Here is a 19,559-nt window from a genome sequence, read left to right on the forward strand (position 1 = left end):
TCCCCTTTGTAATTTTATTTTATTTTTAATATAATATTACTGAAATTTAATTTCAAATTTTAATGGTGCCTGACACCACTTTTTTAGGACAACAATTTATATAATATTCTGATTTTCAAACAAGAATCACCTATACTGTAAGAAACATTAAAATAGACAAAACAATGAAACGGGGAAACCAAATGCTCTCGAATACAGTAAAAGAAAAACTAATTTCCATTGTAACCAAGGAAAACTTTGATGATTCCCAAGTCGAACGCTTAGTTTACTCATATGATGCCACACCGAACTTCCAGTCGATGCCTGATGCGGTCATCAGCCCGAGGAATACAGCAGAAGTTTCTCAAATCCTAAAGGTATGTAATGAACATAAGGTTCCGATTGTTCCGCGCGGTTCCGGGACCAACCTTTGTGCTGGGACATGCCCAACCGAGGGCGGGATTGTCCTGCTTTTTAAGCATATGAACCAAATCCTCGAAATTGACGAGGAAAATTTAACCGTCACCGTTCAACCTGGTGTCATTACCCTTGATATGATTAATAAGGTAGAAGAAAAAGGGCTGTTCTATCCGCCCGATCCAAGCTCGATGAAGATTTCGACGATTGGCGGAAATATCAATGAGAACTCCGGTGGGTTGCGCGGGCTTAAATACGGGGTGACACGCGATTATGTCATCGCCCTTGAAGTCGTTATGCCAAATGGCGACATCATCAGGACCGGTGGAAAGCTGGCAAAGGATGTTGCTGGCTATGACTTAACCCGGCTGTTTGTTGGATCTGAAGGCACGCTCGTTGTCATTACCGAGGCCACACTCAAATTGATTCCGATGCCGGAGACGAAACAAACGATGCTTGCCCTTTACCAAGATCTATCCGCTGCCGCAAACTCTGTTTCAAAAATCATTGCTAATAAAATTATTCCCACGACACTGGAGTTTCTTGACCAGCCAACCTTAAAGGTGGTCGAGGAATTTGCTCAAATCGGACTGCCTACCGATGTAAAGGCCGTTCTTCTAATCGAGCAGGACGGTCCGCCCGAAGTGGTCGAGCGTGATTTAATCAAAATGGCTGAAATTTGTAAGAACGAAAAAGCGATTTCGATTCAAGTCGCCGCTTCTGAGGAAGAAGCTGATGCACTAAGAACTGCACGACGTGCCGCACTTTCTGCGATTGCTCGCTTAAAACCGACGACGATACTCGAGGACGCAACGGTTCCAAGGTCAGAAATTGCCAATATGGTGCAGGCGATCAATGAGATAACTGAAAAATACCAACTGACCATTTGTACGTTTGGCCACGCCGGAGATGGAAACCTCCATCCAACCTGTGCAACAGATGCAAGAAATCATGAAGAAATGGAACGGGTCGAAAAAGCTTTTGAGGAAATTTTTGAAAAAGCGATTGATTTGGGCGGAACGATTACCGGGGAACATGGCGTCGGCGCGATGAAAGCCCCCTACCTTGAATGGAAATTGAAAGCAGAAGGAATTGCCGCGATGAAATCTATTAAAAGCGCGTTTGACCCAAATAACATCATGAATCCTGGGAAGGTTTTTGCCAAAGACAGCAAGAAACGCGTGGTGATTACAAGATGACAACCGTGAAAGAAAAGCAAACGATTCAAGAACAATTTAAAGCGCGGATGAACGAAGATGAACTGCTCAACTGTATGCGCTGCGGCTTTTGTCTGCCAACCTGTCCGACCTATATTGAATCAGGCTACAAAGAATCTCATTCTCCAAGAGGCCGGATCGCACTAATGAAGGCTGTTGTGGATGGGCTGATTGAGCCGGATGAGGATTTTGAGCGCTCGCTTGAACTCTGTCTTGGCTGCCGTGCCTGTGAACCGGTCTGTCCATCCGGCGTGAATTATGGCCATTTACTCGAAGAGGCAAGGGACATTATCCATCAAAACAAAAAGCACTCTCTGCCAGCGCAGGTTGTCAGGAAAACCGTGTTTCAAGGGCTGTTCCCTCACCAGAACCGGATGCGCGGGGTGGTCGGTTTAATCGGATTTTATCAGCGCTCCGGCATTCAAACGATTGCCCGAAAAATCGGCTTTTTAGGACTTTTACCAAACCAATTAACGGCAATGGAAAAAGTATTGCCTGAAGTGCCAACGATGAAAGAGATGAAAAATCGGCCCACTTATTTGCCTGCAATCGCTGAAAAGGTACACAGAGTTGCTTTTTTCAGCGGCTGTTTAATGGACACGATGTTCCTAAAGTCCAACGATGCCACTATGAAGCTGCTGCAAAAAGCCGGCTGTGAGGTCGTGATTCCGCAAAATCAAGCTTGCTGCGGAGCGCTACATGGACATAGTGGTGAAAAAGAAACAGCAAAAGACCTAGCCAAACGAAATATTAGGGCCTTTGAGGATCTTCAAGTTGATTTCATCATTACCAATGCAGGTGGGTGCGGCGCCTTCTTAGTCGATTATGATCATTTACTGAAAGATGAACCTGCTTGGAAAGACCGCGCCAGAGAATTTAAGGAAAAGATCAAGGATATTTCCGAAATATTAGCAGCCGTCGATTTTCATAAAAAGGTACCATTGAAACTTCCTGCGCAGGTGATCACCTACCAGGATTCTTGCCATCTAAGAAATGGCATGAAAACAGCCGCCGCACCAAGAAGACTCCTTCAAGCCATCCAAGGGGCAGAATATAAAGAAATGAAGGATGCCGATCGCTGCTGCGGTTCAGCCGGGATTTATAATATTGTCGAATCAGAGATGTCGATGGTAATGCTCGACGCAAAAATGATTGAGGCCAAAGCGACACACGCAACTACGATTGTCACCGCAAATCCAGGTTGCTTATTACAGATGCAGCTTGGCATTGAACGGGAAGGCTTATCCTCTACAATGCGTGCGGTCCATATCGTGGACTTATTAGTTGAAGCGATGAATTAAGTCTGCTCCATTAAAAAGGATCTTCAAGTAACTGTACTTCATAATTCACTACCTCGATTTGATATAAATAGAAAAGGCAGAACCGCTTTTGAGAAGCAGTTCTGCCTTTATACTGTTTGGCGATAAAAATAGTAGTACCATCAATTTCTTGCTATTCGATAATCTGAAGGACTAACCTGCATATACTTTTTAAACATGCGGCTAAAATAATTGGCATCATGGAAACCTATTTTGGCAGCAATCTCACTTATTGGTAAATCAGTCATTTCTAAATACGACAAAGACATGTCAATTCTCATTCGATTTAAATAATCAACCAAACTAATCCCTACTTCTTTTTTAAACAAATGACTAAAATGATGCCGGCTTAAGCAGCAAAATTGTGCTATTTCAATCAGTGAAATACTCTTCTGATGGTGTTCTTTAATATAACCAATAGCTTGTTGAATTACAGGACTTACTTTATTTAAATGCGTGTTTACTGATTGCTCTGTAAGCCAAACCGCATATTCACAAACCAGATTGACAGATTTATCGTAACGAATAATATGATACAAGTTTTGAATAAAATTAGTATTATTTGAATGGATCGTTATTGCATTTGCACCTGAATCTATCACCCGTTTAGACAATAATAAGACGATGGACACTACTTCTGTTTTGAAAATATCCTCATTAAAATGACTAGCCACAGCTAATTTTTCCAGGAGGCGTTTCAAATTTTGAATGGTCCCTTCTACATCCCCAATTTTAACAAGTGCCAGCAGCTCTGCCTTTTCTTCATTAAACGGATTGATTACTGGCTCCTCGTTATTTCGTTTCATCTCACAATGAAAGATTAATTGATTACCTTGAAAAAAGCGGCCTGACATGGATTTCCTTGCTTCTAAAAACGATTGGTAAAGCGCATATGGATTCTGATAATATCTACCAATCCCTATGGATACTGACAGTTCAATAGAATTAGTAGCAAGTTGGATTTCTTTTGCCATATGAACCATTTTTCTATTAAACTCATTTACTGAATCCTGTTCCTCTAATTCTAAAAGAAGAGCTAGAACTCCCTCTTCAACCCAATTCCAAAGAAAAGGAATACGTACGGTTTCCTCAATTTTTCCCACTAGCTGCTGGCCAACTTTTTTTCTCCACTCCAAAGAATTCCCGCTTGCGCTTGCTATATCTGGATAACGATCGATGGAAATAATCATAACTAAATGTGGATGAATAGAAATCCCAAATTTTTGTTGTAACTCTGCAAATGTCCCTTCATGAACAAGCGTTCCAGAGAGTAGAAGATGCGAAAAAGCAGCTCTGATTGGATCTTGCTTCATAATCATTCCCCTCGTTCATCCTGTCTTTCTAAGTTAAAGAAAAAGAAGAAGCTTCCTGTGGCTTCCTCCTTTAACAATTACTATTCTATTTCTCCAATCAACTTTTCGACAAGTGTGACGATTTCTCCTTCTTGGATTTGCTGGAAAATAATCTCTATATCAGGATGAAAAAATCGGTCCTCTTGTACAGTTGGTACTTTCTCTCGTATAAACTGATGGACTTTTCCAGTGACGATTGATGGATTCAATGAGTCGTAGAAATCTAAAGCCTGCGTACCAAGCATCAGTTCAATCGCTAAAATATATTGAAGTTTCTTTGAAATTTGATAGGCTTTTTTAGCAGCAAAATAAGCAAAACTCACCACATCTTCTTGATTCGCAGAAGTAGGGACATTATCAATGGTAGCTGGATGAGAAAGAACTCTGATTTCATTTAATAATCCGGCAGCCGTATATTGGGGAATCATATAGCCATTATTCAAACCGGGATTAGCAACTAAGAAGTTTGGTAGTTCACTTACATGATAATTCACTAATCGATCAATCCTGCGTTCCGTTATCTTGGCTAAGTTAGCCATCGCGATACACATGGCATCTGCATCCATTCCTACGAGGGAGCTGTCGAAGTTTCCTCCCATCAGGGCAAGCCCATCTTCCCCTTCAGGCCAGATGATTGGGTTATCACTGGTGGACTGCATTTCATTCATCAGGTTTTCCAGCGTATTTTTTAATACCTTCTTTACCGCACCATGGACTTGTGGAATACAGCGTAGACTAAGAGCATCTTGTAATCGATAATCTTTGTACTTTTCGACAATTTCACTTCCACTCAAAATTCTCACTAAATTTCGAGCTGTTATCCCCTGTTCCTCGTGTTTTTTTACAGAATGGAGGCGGGGATCAAAAGCTTTTATCGTTCCTTTTAACGATTCAAACGACATTGACCCTGAAATATCTGCTGTCTTCACAGCTTGAATCGCATTGTATAAGGCGAGCGTGGCGATTGCTGTAACCGAAGTCGTACCACTTATAAGTGCTAGTCCTTCTTTACAACCTAAGATAACCGGTTTTAGTCCTGCCTTCTCTAAAGCATCACAACCTGAAAGGAGTTCACCGTTATACCAGGCTTTACCTTCACCCATTAATACTAAAGCAATATGTGCTTCAGGAGCAAGGTAGGCAACTGAACCATCACCGGGTACAACCGGTAATATGTCATGATTTAATAATCCGGACATAAGTTCTAAAACCTCTAAATTGACTCCTGAAAATCCATGCCCTAAATGGTTTAGGATCATTAGCTGAATCGCTCTAACCACTTCTTTTTCCAGTGGCTCTCCTACCGAAACAGCATGTGATCGAACAATATTTCGTTGTAGTATTTCAGCATCGTTCTTCGAAATCACTTCTGTTACATTACTGCCAAATCCGGTTGTCACTCCATAAATCGCGCGCTCTTCTTGTAAAAACTTTTCGATTAATCCACGTGATGTTTTTACCCTGTTACAATACGTATCCGTAAAGGAAACTTTTGCAGAATATCTAGCAACAGCGATCACCTCATGGAGCGAAAGCTCATGATCTCCAAGAATAACCTCTTTAATATCTCTTGGCTGTAAATATTCATTCTTGGTCATCTAAAACACCTCATTATTCAAAAATAAAGCTTATGATAAATTTCTTTTGCTTGAAAGCGAAGGATCGATTGGAGAGTTCCCCGTTTCAGTTTCTGGCTTATTAACATCACTTATCGATAGATACTTTGTTTCTGGTGCCCATGCGATCGATACAATTGTTCCAATCAACAGTATACCACTCATCGCAATCATCGATGGCCCCATCCCCCATGAACTAACACTAACTGGTAACAGGAAGGTTCCTATGGCAGACCCAATTCGGCTGACGGCAGTAGTTACACCAACACCTGTGCCACGAATTTCTGTAGGGAAAAGTTCTGCAGGATACACTAATGTAAGATTTGATGCCGCAGACATAATAAAAGTAAATGTAGCAAAGATAATGATCGCTAACGTTTGCGCATCCTTAGGCAATACACTTAACAAAAATAAAGAAATGGTAAGAATGATAAAGGTAGAAATCGTGAAACTTCTTCGCGTAAGCTTTTCCGTACACCAAACTCCAACGATCGATCCAACTAGCAGGAAAATGTTCAGTTGCATATCAACACTAAACGTTTCTTCAAATCCCATTTTACTTAATATCGTAGGCAGAAAGGTATAGATGGCGAAATATGGAACAACCTGACATAAATAAAATAAAGATCCAAAGGTTGTCCGTTTCCAAAGATGTTTACTGAAAAGATCGACCGTACGGAAGGCTGTTTTGGATTTTTCTTTAATCGTTTCATCTAGGATGGCATTGGGCCCAATATATTTTCTAACGATGGCACGAGCCTCTTCCACACGTCCCATTTTAATTAACCAGAGTGGCGATTCTGGAGTTCCCAGACGCAAGATTAACACAATAAAAGCGGGAATCGCAGCACTAACAAGCATCCATCGCCAAGAATCCGGTCCTGATTTTTGTAAATAGAAACCTACTAGATTTGAAACAACATAACCGACTGTCCATAGTACATTTAAAGAAGAAAGCAATAATCCTCTATACTTTCTAGGAGCAAACTCAGCTAGTAAAGTCGAGCCCACAGCGTAGTCTCCTCCTAATGCAATCCCGATCAATAAGCGTAAAATGAATAACGTCCATGGATCATTGACAAAAAACTGTAAAGCAGAAGCAATCGTAATAATCAGAAAGTTAGCTAAGTAGATTTTTTGTCTGCCAATGCGATCAGATAACCCACCTAGAAATAGGCTCCCAAAAAAGAGACCAATTAAAGCCGAGCTTCCGATTAATCCTTCCCATATAGGTCCAAGTTTCATTTCAGGTCCTAATAATGAAAGCGCCATTCCAATAATCCCTAAAGCAAAACCATCTGAAAAATTAGAACCGAAAGTAAGTGCAGTAATACGAAGATGAAATTTATTAAGCGGTGCATCATCCATTAAATATTTTTGATTGCTCATAAAAAACTCCTTTTCACCGTTTTTTAATTTTTCAGATAAATATTTTAAAAAAAATAACTTAATTACCTTACATCTTTATTAAAGCGTTTACACTTTATCTAACTAAATTATAATGTTTTGAAATAAAGAAGGCTCTAGATAATCATTCGAACTATTAGCACAATGTTGCTATTGTAAAGTAATTATCTGTCCATAAAAAGGAGGGAAACCACATTTAAGGTTCCCCTCTTATTAATTTGTAAATTCATTTGAAAATCGATTAAGTGAAAACATGGAGATATCATAATTTGTTTTACCTTCTGTAACTAGATTACCTATTATTTCTCCTATGACGCTAGCAAATTTAAAGCCATGTCCTGAAAAACCAGCCGCTATAATAACATTTGAAAGTATAGGGTGACGGTCAATAATAAAATGCTCATCAGGAGTAAGTGTATAAAGACATGTTTTACCTTTAATCAGGGGACCATTGGCTTTTGGTAGATACTTTTTAATAAAGTTTCGAGCCTCATCCTCATCTGAAGAATTGACACCGTATTCCCGATTGAAAAAATCCGGATTTACCTTTTCGCCGCCATCATGTCTTCCGATTTTTAACCCACTTCCATTGATATTTGGAAAGCCATAATAATGTTCATTTAATAAATCAATCGTGAAAGCCGGAAATCGACTGGAATCATAAAGAAAATCATCACATTCAAACCATGAGACTGTTTTCCGTGTCGGCTGAAGAGGAATGTCTAATCCTGTTCCCTCGAGGATTTTCCCTGTCCAAGCTCCCGAACAGACAACCACATAATCAGCAACATATTGCTCGCTATTTGTTTGTACAATGGCACCTTCACCAAACTTTTCAATTTTCTCCACTTTTGTAAATGGCACCAATGTCATCCCATTCGCTAAGCCAAGTCGGCGATAGGCTCGAATACATTCTTCACTAAATAACACTCCTGAATTTTTTTCCAAACATCCAACCGATCCTTCTGGTAAATTGAAGCCTGGCCACCGAACATTTATCTCATCACTTGATAGTATTTCAAGAGGTAAAGAAAATTCTCTTGCACTTTTGACAACTTCCTCGATAAATAAAGAGCCCTCTGCACCGACACACAATACTCCTGTAGGTGAAAACAAATCCATTCCTGATTCTTGTTCTAATTCTCGCCATAATGCTTGAGCTCGGAGTGCAAGCGGAACATATTTCCTTCCTTCTCCATAGGCATGGCGAATGATTCTAGTATCCCCATGATGGCTGCCCAAGCTATGGGGGGGATCATTAGAATCTAGTAATAATGTCCTTTTTCCAAGCTTCGATAAATTATACCCTGCAGCCATGCCCATAGACCCTGCGCCTACAATAATCACATCATAGTGGTCCATCAAACGATCACGCATCCTTCCATTCACCTTTTTATGTATAAAATAATAATAACAGAAATTTCTTTCTTATATAGAAGAAACTCGGTCTTTTTAATCTCCAGAAGAGCTTACTATCTACCTATTAGTTGTTGGAACACTGCTGCAAATTTTAGTCTTAAAGTCCTTCAACTCTTTAAGGAACTACAATATGAGTAAATTCAACAGGCCATGTTGTCGAAAATCTACATGCCTCGTCTATTTTTGTCTCCTTTTATCTTGTTTTATCGAATCTAATCCATATCAGTTAATAAAATGCTATAATTCATTTCAACTCCATTAGAATCTAACTTTACTGAAATTTTATAAGGAGTAATCGGGCTATGAGACTAAAACAATGTGAAGCTGCTATTAAAGAGAAAAAAAACGAAATGATTAAATTAGGAATGACAAAAGGACTTCAAAATGAAGAAACCATCTATTGCAGCCAAGAACTAGACAAACTGCTTAACGATTATAATAGGATATTATTGGAAGATAAATATTCTAAACCCCTAAATCCTTACCTTGACCTTTTCTCAATACTTACAAAACACGTACAAAGGATTTTATCTATTCCTTACGGATCTTTTTTTATTTAATTGCAATAGTCGTATACCTCAACTTAAGTCCTTTGAGAACCATTTCTAATGTGTTTGAATTCGTCAATAATTTAGAGAGAATGCACCCATGGCATTCTCTCTCTTTTTTGTCTTTTTTTAGGTGAAATTCCTAATCTTTTTTTTATTGGATAAATACTACTGGAATAGTATAATTTATGATGTATCACCACAAATGGAAGATTAGATGAATTATAAAACGCAGGGATTAATAGATATTAAAGTGGCTAATGTTCACATAAAGCAAACACCCTTGTCTACTTGGACAAGGGTGTTTGTTTAGTTTTACGATATTATTTGCTTTGAATAGTAGAAATGTATTTCTTAACTACTTCATAAACATATTCTTGATTGGCTGCTGCCGTATCCGGGTTGTATTTATCACCATTTGTTTTGTTATTAGACAGTACTCGAATACCCAAGAATGGTACATCATAAGCTTTGGCCATTTGTGCTGCTGCGGCACCTTCCATTTCTTCTACAGATGTACCGTAATTCGTATGGAACCATTTAATTCGATCAACTTCATTATTCCAAACGTCTGCTGAACCGATCGTACCCTCGACAACTTTACCCTTAGTGTAGGTATCTTTTACTGCATTAGCAGCTGCAAGTAAATCCTTATCGCCCTCGTAGTAACGAATTTTTTCAGCATTAGGATCTGACCCGCTTCCTTCAGAAGCCATTAAGTCCATCGGGATCCATTGTGTGGGATCCATTCCCTCGTTTTCATTCTTACTTTCTGTTTTTAAGGAACCGATATTTGTCGTACTTTTTCCTAAAACAATATCAAATACATGTAGTTTCGGATCATGTCCGCCAGATGTACCCTGGTTGATGATAGCGATCGGGTTATATTTTTCAATCGCCACTGCTGTAGCGGCTGCTGTATTTTCCATTCCCTTACCTGTTTTAGCAACGATTACAGGATAATTGTTCAGCTTTCCTTTGTAAAAGACGAAAGCTCCTGATTTTTCCACTTTAACTTTTTCTAACTTTTGTGCAAATTTTTCAGCCTCTATTGGCATTGGACCTTGAATAAGTATTGGCCTCCCAGCACCCTCTACCTCTGTTTCATTTAGAAAAGCTGAATTACGTAATGCAAGCAACAATAAGAACAATAGAGCAATAGCTGCTAATGGAGCGTATTTCTTTAAGATTTTGTTTGTCATAAAAAACCTCTCCCTTTTCTCTTGATGTTTGATAAACTCGAAAAATTTGGCCAATAAAAAAGGTCTAGAAAATGTAGAATGATTTCTACCTTCTAGACCTACAAGAGTCAAAGTATAAATCATTTAGCAAAAATAGATAAATATGCTAAATGATAACATGGCAACGCTAAAAAAGCCGTACAGCCAAATACTTTAACTCGTAGTCTAGTTCTTTTATTGGGAACCAGGTAGAAACACTCAGACCATATTACCGAGTGTATACGAGTAATGATATTTAAGATGATTACTATGATAATATAGCAAATATAAAATAGATAATCAATAAAAAGGTGAATATTAATCCTTTTGAACTACTGAATGTTCGTGTTTAGGTGGAATTAGTTCAAAAAATTGGGAATATATCATATGAAGTATCATCAACGACGATTAATATGTAACCATACACTTTACTCTTTCTGAAATTACTTAATATTGGTTGTTTGTTACCTTTTAAATAACCAGCCCTTTTTGTAAAACCAAAAAATCATTAAAATTACAATGATCGCCATAACCCCTAGAGTGATGAAATAGCCGTATTGCCAATGTAACTCTGGCATATGATCAAAATTCATTCCGTACACTCCCACAATAAATGTAAGTGGCATAAAAATGGTTGTTATAACGGTAAGCGTCATCATAATGGAGTTCATTCGATTGGATTGAATGGACATGTAATTCTCCCTCATATCAGAAGTAACATCTTGATTAGACGCAACCATATCCGTTAACTTCATCAAGTGATCATATATATCGGAAAAATAATGATGAATTTGCTTTGTTTCCTGAATCCGCTTCGAGTTTATCATCCGATATAACAAATCTCTCATCGGAATGATCGTTTTTCGCAAGCGAATCAGATCTCTGCGAATCTCATAAACCTCTTCGATGACTTTTTTGCTGCTGGCTTCCTTCTCTTCATATTCATTTAGTTTGTCTTCAATTTGATGCAAAATTGGAAAATAGCAATCCACTAATTCATCAATAATGCTATGTAGAACAAATAACGGTCCAACCTTTTCCATTTCCTTACTTGCACATAATTTTTGCTTAACCATATCTATTGCCTCATCCTTCTCCTTATGAAAGGACACGACATAGTTTTCTCCTACAAAAACATCAATCTCCTCGCACCTTATTGTTTTACTTACTGAATGTAAAACAAAGAAAAGGACACCATCATAATAATTCATATTGGGGCGCTGGATAAAATGCAGACAATCCTCAATCGCCAAGGGATGAAAGTGGAAAAATTCACTTAACAACTTTGTTTCCGCATTAGTTGGTTCCTCAAAATCCACCCAATAAAATTTGAACCTATCTGACCTTAGATCCTCCAACTTTACATCTTTTATCAACTGATTATCTTGTGTAATAGCATAGGTAAAAATCATTCATAAACCTCACTCTTTATTTTCTCAATTCGCAGGCACGAGTATTATTCTAACCAGTAACAACCTCTCACAATTGCATTTATTTCCTCATATCCAGCTTTTTTATATACTTTTATGGCATTAGGATTGTGAGCATATAAATAACTTATTGTTTTAAGTATGTGATCATTAAAATCAGTAATAAAGTTAATTAATTGGCTGCCATAACCCGTTCCTCTTTTATTTTTTTTAGTAAATACATCATTTACCCTAGAAATATCATTTTTGCTGTACAAGGAAGCTATACAAACCAATTCTTCATCAACGTATCCACCAAACAAATAAAAATTTTCGTTATCTATCGACTTTAACAGAGATTTATAACCCCACTCACCTTGTTCTTTATCAGAGCTGAGTAATTCATTTATTGTATCATCTATATGGGTTAACTTTTTAATCTGAAGGGTCTGAGGAATATCTATTATTTTTTTGTTTTTTTGGACAAAGAAACAAATTTCATCTAATGATTTCTTAAATCCTTTACTCTCTAAATATTGACCAACTGCACTTGTTTGTCTTGAGAATGTATACACTCGTGGAGTTATGTCGATTGATTGATAAAATTGTACAATATCTTTAATAGCGACTTCATAGTCAGAATCTTCGTAAATGAATGCATGATTACTATCATACGATAAAGGATTATTCTTATCATAAAAGATTTTCCCATAAGTTTTTTCGATTACTGTAGATTGGATCTCTGCAAAATTATTTTCGAAATCTATGATTTTGTCTATTAACATTTTTATATCCTCCGAATTTTTATTTCTAAAAGGTTCTTCCCTAAGTTCATTTCCGCTGACACTAAAAACTTATCACTTTTCGATAAATTTCGAGTGGTGACCAAAGGCACTGGTAAATCCAGAGGGAAACTTTCGAATCATTAGCTTCCCTGTATTTCCTTAATACTCTTTCCAGATAAAAATGCATGTCCAGTAGTTAGTTTCGCTATCGTTTGGAATCCATATTTCAAGTAAACCTTTTCGACTCTCTCATTGATCGGAAAAACCCAGAAATTCTCCACTCCTTGATTCTTTACTTCCTCTTGCAAAAAGTAGATAAGTTCCCCAATGAGTCCCTTTCCGCGATATTCTTCAATAGTCGCGACACTCTCAAGCCGAACTTGGCCCTCATGTTCAAATAAGCATGCGGTTGAAAAGGCAACCCCGTCATATCTTAAGAGATAATGTGTAAATGAAGGGTGTTTAAACTCTTCTGGCAAAGACTTCTCTCTTACTTCCCTTCCACCCAGTTCCTTAATACTGCACTCAATCTCTAATGCTTCATGAAAATTATCTGTTGTTACCCTCTCAATTGTAACTTTGTCATTACGTTTATGTTCGTTAATCTCTTGATTCCAAAGCTGCACTGGACTAACCAGTGATTCAGTCTGAAATTGATAAGTTTGCAGCGCTTCAATAAATCTTGCTTGTTTCTCAAAATCATAGATGTAAAACCTCGGTGCTAAATTTCTATCCGTATAGAAGTGCAAAACTTCTTCTATCACAGCCTCGGGATTTTCCGGAACCTGAATTATATGGGCATGATTTGCATCATAATAGGCCGGTTGGTCTTCATTGTAAAAAATAGATCCCCACGAAGTATCCATCCGATTTGTAAAGGTATCAAGGTACGCAAAATCAAGTTCCAAAATCTTATGTAGTATGTCCATTTTATTCTCCCCTTTTGTTTTTCCAAGTTTATCAACTCTATCTAAACTAATGACCATTTTGAAAATTATCCATATGATAGGCCTCTTGCGACAACGCTATTGATGTAAATGCTTATGAAGGTTCGGTTAAACCCTATATAAAAGAGTTTAATCAATTATGGACGGAGTTAAAGGGAAAAGTTGTCGTTAAATTTGTTGGAGAAATGAGCGATGGGAAAAAGAATGTCCTTTATAAAAAAGCTCATACCTTAAGCCGAGCATATAAAAAAGCTGCGATTGATCATTTAGAGCTAGAAAAATAGTTCCTACAAACTTAACTAAAAAACATATTAATGACATACAAAAAAACTTGGCATGATTAACCAAGTTTTTGACGGGACTTGAAAATATAAATTTTTTCTGCCAAAAAGCTAATAATCAACCCGATAACAAGCGGAGTCAACGAACCAGTTGTAATAAAGAAACCATTTGCGTTATTTGTATATTCGTGATGGAACATTAACGAAGGAATAATAAACATATGTCCAACTAGGTAAAGCAGTCCCACAGTCAATACAAATGAGCCAAAAGTAACTATAAAGCTCTTTATTTTCATCCGACCACTTCCTAATTAGCTATCATTGTAAATATTATACAATTTCTGGTCGTAACTATCAATACTAGAAGCTTTTTTCAACTTACGAAATTCCACTTTTCTAATCAAAATTTCGTAATCGATCAACAAAGGACCACTGGTTGACGCCTCCACGCAACCCCAACTCTAATCCATTACTTTTTAAGCCGTTTATTGTTTGATGTTTAAGGATTTTTCATATATATTTTAGAAAGTTTTAAGGACTATGTGATATGGTAATTTGCAAACAGCATTTCGCATTCAAGAACAAGCCGATTAAACGGTAAACTTCTATTAAAGAATGAGCAAGAGATAGACACTGGGGTGAATATGATGTCAATTAAAATGAGGTTTCTGTTGTCCTACGTTGGAGTAGTCCTTGTTTCTATCACTTTATTATTAGCGGCTGGTTTTTTACTTATTTTTGCGGTAACAGGTGATGTAAAATCTATCGAGCATTTTTACAAAAAATCTTATGTTCAAAAACCCTTAACACCAGTAGAGGAAAGTGCGTTCCTAGATTTAAAGTTATTGGCTAAAAATAATCCTAAACAACTTCTATACCAAGAGGAACTAAAAAAGATTGAACAGCAAGAGATCAAAATTGTCGTAAGAAAGAATAGAAAGATAGAGTACGCTTCCCCCACTCTTGATAAGAAAGCATTGATTAAGTCCCTTCCTGGGTTTGAGGAAACGAACATTAATACGCGAGATACGATTAAAATTGAAGATTTTTTTTTCACGTATGTGAAGTTTGACTTCTATTTTTCTGATAAAAGTAAAGGAAGTATTTTTGTATTGAGAAAGGTAAGCTCCTTTGCTGAATTGACTCGTGAGTTGTTTCCAATTTTATTCGGTCTATTGCTAGTTCTCTTTATAATGATTATTGGACTTTTGAACTATCTAGTTTCACGAAGCATCATTAAACCTATCTCAATTCTTAGGGAAGGTGCAGAAAGAATAAAATCAGGAGATCTAAATTTTGAAATCAAAGCTGCTTCTAATGATGAAATCGGACAGTTAAACAGAACCTTTGAGGATATGAGAATAAAATTAAAAGAGTCCGTAAATCTCCAAATTCAGTATGAGGAAAATCGAAAAGAACTTCTGTCCAATATTTCGCATGATTTGAAGACTCCTATTACTTCAATTATTGGATATGTTGAGGGGATAAAAGACGGTGTAGCTAATACTCCAAAGAAAATGGACAAGTACTTATCAACTGTGTACCAAAAAGCAATATATATGGATTCACTAATAGATGAACTGTTCTTATTTTCAAAGCTGGATTTAAAAAAAGAGCCCTTTACTTTTGAAACTGTCGAACTGGATAAATATATGGAAGACTACGTAGAAGACCTTCATCATGATTTACTTCAACAAGGGATCCGGATTGACCTTCATCTTATGGACAAACCGATAAATGTAATAGCAGATAGGGAGAAATTAAAACGCGTATTGGCCAACCTAATTAGCAATTGTGTAAAATATATGAATAAGGACCAAAAGAACATTACCATTTCTCTATTTGATGGAATTTATGACGTAACTGTACAAGTAAAAGATAATGGACAAGGGATAGAGCCTGCTGCTTTACCTTATATTTTTGATCGGTTTTACCGGGCAGAACAATCTAGAAATTCTCAGACAGGCGGAAGTGGCTTAGGACTTGCGATCACAAAACATATAATTCAAGAGCATGGAGGGAAAATGTGGGCTACAAGCATGATAGGAAAAGGTACAAGTATCTTCTTTTCCTTAAAGAAGAAAGGTGATGTATTGTGAAAAAGATATTGCTTATTGAAGACGATGTTAGTATTTCAGAACTGCAAAGAGATTACCTAGAAATTAATCATTTTAATGTCGAAATTCAACATACTGGTGATGCAGGACTCCAACTAGCTCTTCAAAATCAATATGATTTAATTATATTGGACGTCATGCTCCCAGGAGTAAATGGGTTTGAGATATGTAAACAAATACGCGCTGTTAAAAATATTCCTATTTTGTTTGTTTCCGCTAAAAAAGACGAGATCGATAAAATTCGGGGTCTCGGTTTAGGGGCAGACGATTATATAACCAAACCTTTTAGTCCAAGTGAATTGGTAGCTAGGGTGAAAGCACATTTAGAGCGTTATAAACGTTTAGCTGGAAATCAAGCTAAAACAAATACGATTCTCGTACATGGAATTTCGATTGATAAGTCCGCGCGCAAAGTTCATTTGAACAGTGAAGAAATACCGTTCACAACAAAAGAATTCGATTTGTTTGTGTTTCTTGTGATGCACCCGAATCAAGTATTAAGCAAAGAACAGCTTTATGAAAATATATGGGGGTTAGAAACGGCAGCAGATGTTTCAACTGTGACAGTTCATATCAGGAAAATTCGCGGAAAAATTGAAAGAGATCCTTCACATCCGAAATTTTTAGAAACGGTTTGGGGAGCCGGGTATCGATTTAATATTTAGGCTGTGTTAAAGCTTATTGTTGATTTTGGCACCCTGTTGATTGGAGTGGAAGGCGCGAAGACTCCTGCGGGAGTACGGGGCAGGGGAGACCCCGCAGGAGCGCAGCGACGAGGAGGCTCCCCGTACCGCCCGCGGAAAGCGAAGTGCCTGGAACGGAAATCAACAGGCAAGTTTAACAGAGCCAATATTTAAATTAAATAATCTGAGGAACCGTCACAAAGGTGACGGTTTTTTTTATCAATCTTAAGAAATTTTATTAAAAAGTTTATCTTATTTTAAGAAATTATTTAGAGGGAGTTCAAGATTAAGTATTAACATAATTAAAGTAATAATTAACGAAAGGCTGGTGAAATTCTCATGTGGAGGTGGCTAACAATATTCATTGGATGTATTTTGATTCTTCAGGGATGTGTCTCTGATAACGATGGTGATCCAAATGAACAGGAAAAAGAGATAAAAGGAGCAATAGATGTGAATGAAAAACTATTTCAAGCTGTAGAAAACACAGAAACGGATACCATAAGAAGATTGATTGAGGAAGGTATTGATATTAATTCACAGGACTCACAAGGGCGAACTGCCACTATGATTGCGACTTATAACAATGATGTAGAGATTGCAAAAATCCTAATTGATGCGGGGGCAGATGTCAACATCAAAGATAACATGGAAAATACCCCCTTCCTGTATGCTGGTGCAGAAGGATATATAGATATTCTTAAACTTACGATTGAAGCAGGTGCCGACCCATCTATAACTAACCGGTTTGGAGGAACTGCTTTAATCCCAGCTTCTGAACATGGATATGTGGATGTAATTAAAGAACTTCTTACCAGTACTGATATCGATATTAATCATGTAAATGATCTCGGTTGGACAGCTTTACTAGAAGCGATTATTTTGAGTAATGGTGACGAAAAACAGCAGCAAACAGTGCAATTACTAATAGATCATGGGGCAGATGTACACAATCCTGATCATAATAATGTGACACCTATACAGCATGCACGCGAGAAAGGATTTAAAGAGATTGAACATATTTTGCTAAAAGCAGGAGCAAACTAACCAGAGCGTATAAGGTTCCCATCTCTAAACACAGAACCATGTTAGTACTAGAAATCATAGACACTAGTGTAAATTACACCAGAATAAAGAAATGAGGAGACGATAAAATGAACAAAAAAGCTAAAATATTACCATCTATACTACTTGGGTTAACTTTAGTGATAACAGGATGCAGCACAGTCACACAAGCGAAAACGAGTGAACAGAAGCAAGAACAAACGGCAAAAAAGAGCAAAAAACAAAATAAGGAAACCAAAGGACAGGAATTGGCTAATATACTTAGTAACACAAATTGGCAAGGTACAAAAGTATATGATAAGGATAAAAATGACTTAACAAAAGAGAACGCAAACTTTATCGGTCTTGCAAAATATGACGATAAAACATCGAGATATGAATTTTTTGATAAAACGACAAAAGCAAGCCGTGGCGATAAAGGAACTTTCTTTATCACCAACGATGGAAAGATTAGAGTATTAATTTCAGAATCCATGGGTTACCAAGCTGTTGTCGAAATAACAAAACTAAATAAAGATATCTTTACCTATAAAAGAATGGGAAAAGATGCTAATGGTAACGAAGTAGAGGTATTCGTTGATCATATTCCTTATAAAGAAACAAAACTTTCCTTTACTGATCCGGACAAGAAGTTGGAAACGACTACAGGAGAAGTAGTGACAAACATTGATGGGGATAAAATTTTATCAAGCACCTTATGGCAAGGAACCGTGGCATTAGATGAAAACGGAAACGATGTATCAAGTTATAATTCAAATTATTTAGGACTAGCCAAATATGATAATAAGACAAATAAATATGAATTTTTTGATGCAAATACGGGTGAAAGCCGCGGTGATTACGGCTATTTCGATGTCGTACATGGAAATAAGATAAGAGCACATGTTTCCCTAGGGATGAATTATGGTGCCGTTCTTGAACTAACAGAGCTTAATGAAAATAAATTCACATATAAGCGAAAAGGTAAAGATAAAGATGGTAAGGACATAACCATAACAGTTGAGCATAAACCTTATGATGGTGATTTTAAACTAGAATTCTCTAAGTAATTAAAAATTCCAAGCAGGACTTGAAATGTAGTCAAGAAGGGAATGGATCTCTCCGTTCCTTTTTTGTTTTCTTTAAAAAGAATTGAAATAACTTGGCCTTCCTTTGTCCAATTTCCTTAGTAGCATAAATAGAAAAGGTTATCCCTTACCATTATTTGGGTAGTGACTGGACCCAAAACTATGGGATTATAATAAAAAAGAGAGAGGTGTTGGTAGCACTTCTCTCTTGCGCCTCGCATTCATACTTTATCACTTTAAATTTTAGCTAAGTTGGGGTCTGACCCAAAATCCTAACTAACTTGATCTTCTTCCAAGATATTGTCTTCATTGTAGTCTTTTTTTTCCGGCTCCGTTAGCACCAAGTATGGTTACAATTTTACCTTGTTCCACGTCAAGACTAATTCCTTTTAGTGCCTGGATTTTTCCATGAGTATCCCCATTGCTAAATCTAGGGGTTTTACGCTGCTTTTTGATAAAAAAAGCTGCCACATTGACAGCTTTGTTTTCGCAAAAGCACTTATTTGATGAACAAAGTATTGGAAACTTGGTTAAATCATCGCTATATATCCATTCTAGAGAAACCGCTACATCCCCATTCCTGGTTGACCGCCCATTCCCATTCCTGGTGAACCGCTCATTCCCATTCCTGGAAAACCGCCCATCCCCTTTCCTGGTTGACCGCCCATCCCCATTCCTGGTTGACCGCCCATTCCCATGCCTGGTTGACCG

The 19,559-nt window shown here is 37.4% G+C and carries 15 protein-coding genes, 2 pseudogenes and 1 riboswitch; of the genes and pseudogenes, 7 read left to right on the forward strand and 10 right to left on the reverse strand.

Annotated elements, in window-relative coordinates; genetic code table 11:
* The first annotated feature begins 182 nt into the window (after positions 1–182).
* Both glcD and COE25_RS26360 read left to right on the forward strand, forming a co-directional pair.
* Positions 183–1,595, forward strand: coding sequence for a glycolate oxidase subunit GlcD (gene glcD, locus COE25_RS26355; RefSeq protein WP_098934743.1), 1,413 nt, complete (start codon positions 183–185; stop codon positions 1,593–1,595).
* Positions 1,592–2,914, forward strand: coding sequence for a (Fe-S)-binding protein (locus COE25_RS26360; protein WP_098934744.1), 1,323 nt, complete (start codon positions 1,592–1,594; stop codon positions 2,912–2,914). Before glcD ends, COE25_RS26360 begins: the two co-directional genes overlap by 4 nt.
* A gap of 140 nt (positions 2,915–3,054) precedes the next feature.
* On the opposite strand, the gene COE25_RS26365 is transcribed toward COE25_RS26360, so the two are convergent.
* The 4 genes from COE25_RS26365 to solA all read right to left on the reverse strand — a co-directional run bounded on the left by COE25_RS26365 (position 3,055) and on the right by solA (position 8,684).
* Positions 3,055–4,245 carry an AraC family transcriptional regulator gene (locus COE25_RS26365; RefSeq protein ID WP_098934745.1) on the reverse strand — a complete coding sequence of 397 codons (1,191 nt, stop codon included), beginning with the start codon at positions 4,243–4,245 and terminating at the stop codon, positions 3,055–3,057.
* A gap of 80 nt (positions 4,246–4,325) precedes the next feature.
* On the reverse strand, positions 4,326–5,882 hold the full coding sequence (gene hutH / locus COE25_RS26370) for a histidine ammonia-lyase (protein ID WP_098934746.1): 1,557 nt from the start codon (positions 5,880–5,882) through the stop codon (positions 4,326–4,328).
* Between the two features lie 30 nt (positions 5,883–5,912).
* The gene (locus COE25_RS26375; RefSeq protein ID WP_098934747.1) at positions 5,913–7,289 is read right to left on the reverse strand and encodes an MFS transporter; all 1,377 of its coding nucleotides are present in this window, start codon (positions 7,287–7,289) and stop codon (positions 5,913–5,915) included.
* Positions 7,290–7,520: 231 nt separating this feature from the next.
* On the reverse strand, positions 7,521–8,684 hold the full coding sequence (solA, locus tag COE25_RS26380) for an N-methyl-L-tryptophan oxidase (protein ID WP_257208980.1): 1,164 nt from the start codon (positions 8,682–8,684) through the stop codon (positions 7,521–7,523).
* A gap of 344 nt (positions 8,685–9,028) precedes the next feature.
* Between solA and COE25_RS26385 the strand changes: the two genes are divergently transcribed.
* Positions 9,029–9,286: an aspartyl-phosphate phosphatase Spo0E family protein gene (locus tag COE25_RS26385; RefSeq protein ID WP_098934748.1), complete on the forward strand. Its 258-nt coding sequence runs from the start codon at positions 9,029–9,031 to the stop codon at positions 9,284–9,286.
* A gap of 311 nt (positions 9,287–9,597) precedes the next feature.
* On the opposite strand, the pseudogene COE25_RS26390 reads toward COE25_RS26385, so the two are convergent.
* The 5 genes and pseudogenes from COE25_RS26390 to COE25_RS26410 form a co-directional block, all read right to left on the reverse strand.
* Positions 9,598–10,356: pseudogene (locus tag COE25_RS26390) on the reverse strand (5'-methylthioadenosine/S-adenosylhomocysteine nucleosidase); the annotation flags it as partial.
* A gap of 300 nt (positions 10,357–10,656) precedes the next feature.
* Positions 10,657–10,760, reverse strand: a riboswitch (purine riboswitch).
* A gap of 198 nt (positions 10,761–10,958) precedes the next feature.
* The gene (corA, locus tag COE25_RS26395) at positions 10,959–11,906 is read right to left on the reverse strand and encodes a magnesium/cobalt transporter CorA (protein WP_088089853.1); all 948 of its coding nucleotides are present in this window, start codon (positions 11,904–11,906) and stop codon (positions 10,959–10,961) included.
* 44 nt (positions 11,907–11,950) lie between these two features.
* On the reverse strand, positions 11,951–12,688 hold the full coding sequence (locus COE25_RS26400) for a GNAT family N-acetyltransferase (RefSeq protein ID WP_098934749.1): 738 nt from the start codon (positions 12,686–12,688) through the stop codon (positions 11,951–11,953).
* 140 nt (positions 12,689–12,828) lie between these two features.
* A complete protein-coding gene (locus COE25_RS26405) occupies positions 12,829–13,617 on the reverse strand; it encodes a GNAT family N-acetyltransferase (RefSeq protein ID WP_098934758.1) in 789 nt (262 codons plus the stop codon).
* 358 nt (positions 13,618–13,975) lie between these two features.
* Positions 13,976–14,212 (reverse strand): hypothetical protein, encoded by a 237-nt coding sequence (locus COE25_RS26410; RefSeq protein ID WP_098934750.1) that lies wholly within the window; start codon positions 14,210–14,212, stop codon positions 13,976–13,978.
* A gap of 351 nt (positions 14,213–14,563) precedes the next feature.
* Here COE25_RS26410 and COE25_RS26415 point away from each other — a divergent pair, with 351 nt between their 5' ends.
* From COE25_RS26415 to COE25_RS26435, 4 genes are all read left to right on the forward strand, one after another.
* Positions 14,564–16,015 carry a sensor histidine kinase gene (locus COE25_RS26415; protein WP_098934751.1) on the forward strand — a complete coding sequence of 484 codons (1,452 nt, stop codon included), beginning with the start codon at positions 14,564–14,566 and terminating at the stop codon, positions 16,013–16,015.
* Positions 16,012–16,698: a response regulator transcription factor gene (locus COE25_RS26420; RefSeq protein ID WP_098934752.1), complete on the forward strand. Its 687-nt coding sequence runs from the start codon at positions 16,012–16,014 to the stop codon at positions 16,696–16,698. The genes COE25_RS26415 and COE25_RS26420 overlap by 4 nt, the downstream gene beginning before the upstream one ends.
* A gap of 357 nt (positions 16,699–17,055) precedes the next feature.
* Positions 17,056–17,763, forward strand: coding sequence for an ankyrin repeat domain-containing protein (locus tag COE25_RS26430; RefSeq protein WP_098934754.1), 708 nt, complete (start codon positions 17,056–17,058; stop codon positions 17,761–17,763).
* Between the two features lie 107 nt (positions 17,764–17,870).
* Positions 17,871–18,830, forward strand: a complete 960-nt coding sequence (locus tag COE25_RS26435) for a DUF4822 domain-containing protein (protein ID WP_098934755.1) — start codon at positions 17,871–17,873, stop codon at positions 18,828–18,830.
* Between the two features lie 313 nt (positions 18,831–19,143).
* On the opposite strand, the pseudogene COE25_RS31895 reads toward COE25_RS26435, so the two are convergent.
* Positions 19,144–19,304 (reverse strand): annotated as a pseudogene (locus COE25_RS31895) (ATP-binding cassette domain-containing protein); the annotation flags it as partial.
* Positions 19,305–19,559: the final 255 nt, after the last annotated feature.

The organism is Bacillus sp. AFS031507, assembly GCF_002584635.1.
Lineage (GTDB): Bacteria > Bacillota > Bacilli > Bacillales > Cytobacillaceae > Neobacillus.

Coding starts and splice junctions, on each gene's coding strand:
- glcD (WP_098934743.1), top strand. CDS start 183: ATGCTCTCGAATACAGTAAAAGAAAAACTAATTTCCATTGTAACCAAG.
- COE25_RS26360 (WP_098934744.1), top strand. CDS start 1,592: ATGACAACCGTGAAAGAAAAGCAAACGATTCAAGAACAATTTAAAGCG.
- COE25_RS26365 (WP_098934745.1), bottom strand. CDS start 4,245: ATGAAGCAAGATCCAATCAGAGCTGCTTTTTCGCATCTTCTACTCTCT.
- hutH (WP_098934746.1), bottom strand. CDS start 5,882: ATGACCAAGAATGAATATTTACAGCCAAGAGATATTAAAGAGGTTATT.
- COE25_RS26375 (WP_098934747.1), bottom strand. CDS start 7,289: ATGAGCAATCAAAAATATTTAATGGATGATGCACCGCTTAATAAATTT.
- solA (WP_257208980.1), bottom strand. CDS start 8,684: ATGCGTGATCGTTTGATGGACCACTATGATGTGATTATTGTAGGCGCA.
- COE25_RS26385 (WP_098934748.1), top strand. CDS start 9,029: ATGAGACTAAAACAATGTGAAGCTGCTATTAAAGAGAAAAAAAACGAA.
- corA (WP_088089853.1), bottom strand. CDS start 11,906: ATGATTTTTACCTATGCTATTACACAAGATAATCAGTTGATAAAAGAT.
- COE25_RS26400 (WP_098934749.1), bottom strand. CDS start 12,688: ATGTTAATAGACAAAATCATAGATTTCGAAAATAATTTTGCAGAGATC.
- COE25_RS26405 (WP_098934758.1), bottom strand. CDS start 13,617: ATGGACATACTACATAAGATTTTGGAACTTGATTTTGCGTACCTTGAT.
- COE25_RS26410 (WP_098934750.1), bottom strand. CDS start 14,212: ATGAAAATAAAGAGCTTTATAGTTACTTTTGGCTCATTTGTATTGACT.
- COE25_RS26415 (WP_098934751.1), top strand. CDS start 14,564: ATGTCAATTAAAATGAGGTTTCTGTTGTCCTACGTTGGAGTAGTCCTT.
- COE25_RS26430 (WP_098934754.1), top strand. CDS start 17,056: ATGTGGAGGTGGCTAACAATATTCATTGGATGTATTTTGATTCTTCAG.
- COE25_RS26435 (WP_098934755.1), top strand. CDS start 17,871: ATGAACAAAAAAGCTAAAATATTACCATCTATACTACTTGGGTTAACT.